Annotated in this window: 1 protein-coding gene; it reads left to right on the forward strand. The window is 66.1% G+C overall.

The window, feature by feature from the left end:
- Positions 1–236, forward strand: a 236-nt coding sequence (locus tag EOC06_RS41110) for a VCBS domain-containing protein (RefSeq protein ID WP_206631338.1), incomplete at both ends; no start/stop codon positions are given.

The following is a 236-nucleotide window of genomic DNA, read 5'->3' on the forward strand; positions in this document are numbered from 1 at the left end:
CTCGCCTCCAACACCATCTCGATCGCCGACCAGACGCCCGGCGGCACCACCACGCTGACGAGCGCCGACGGCGCCAGCGTCCTAACGCTCGGCGCCAGCGGCAATGTCATCGACGGCTTTACCATCAATGGCAACGACGGCACCGGCGCCAATGCCGCGATCGGCATCAGCGCCTCTGGAACGGCGAACGCCACGATCCGCAACATGACGATCTCGAGCGTCACAGCCACCGACAT

The sequence above is a fragment of the Mesorhizobium sp. M7A.F.Ca.MR.362.00.0.0 genome (genome assembly GCF_004023175.1).
Taxonomy (GTDB): domain Bacteria; phylum Pseudomonadota; class Alphaproteobacteria; order Rhizobiales; family Rhizobiaceae; genus Mesorhizobium.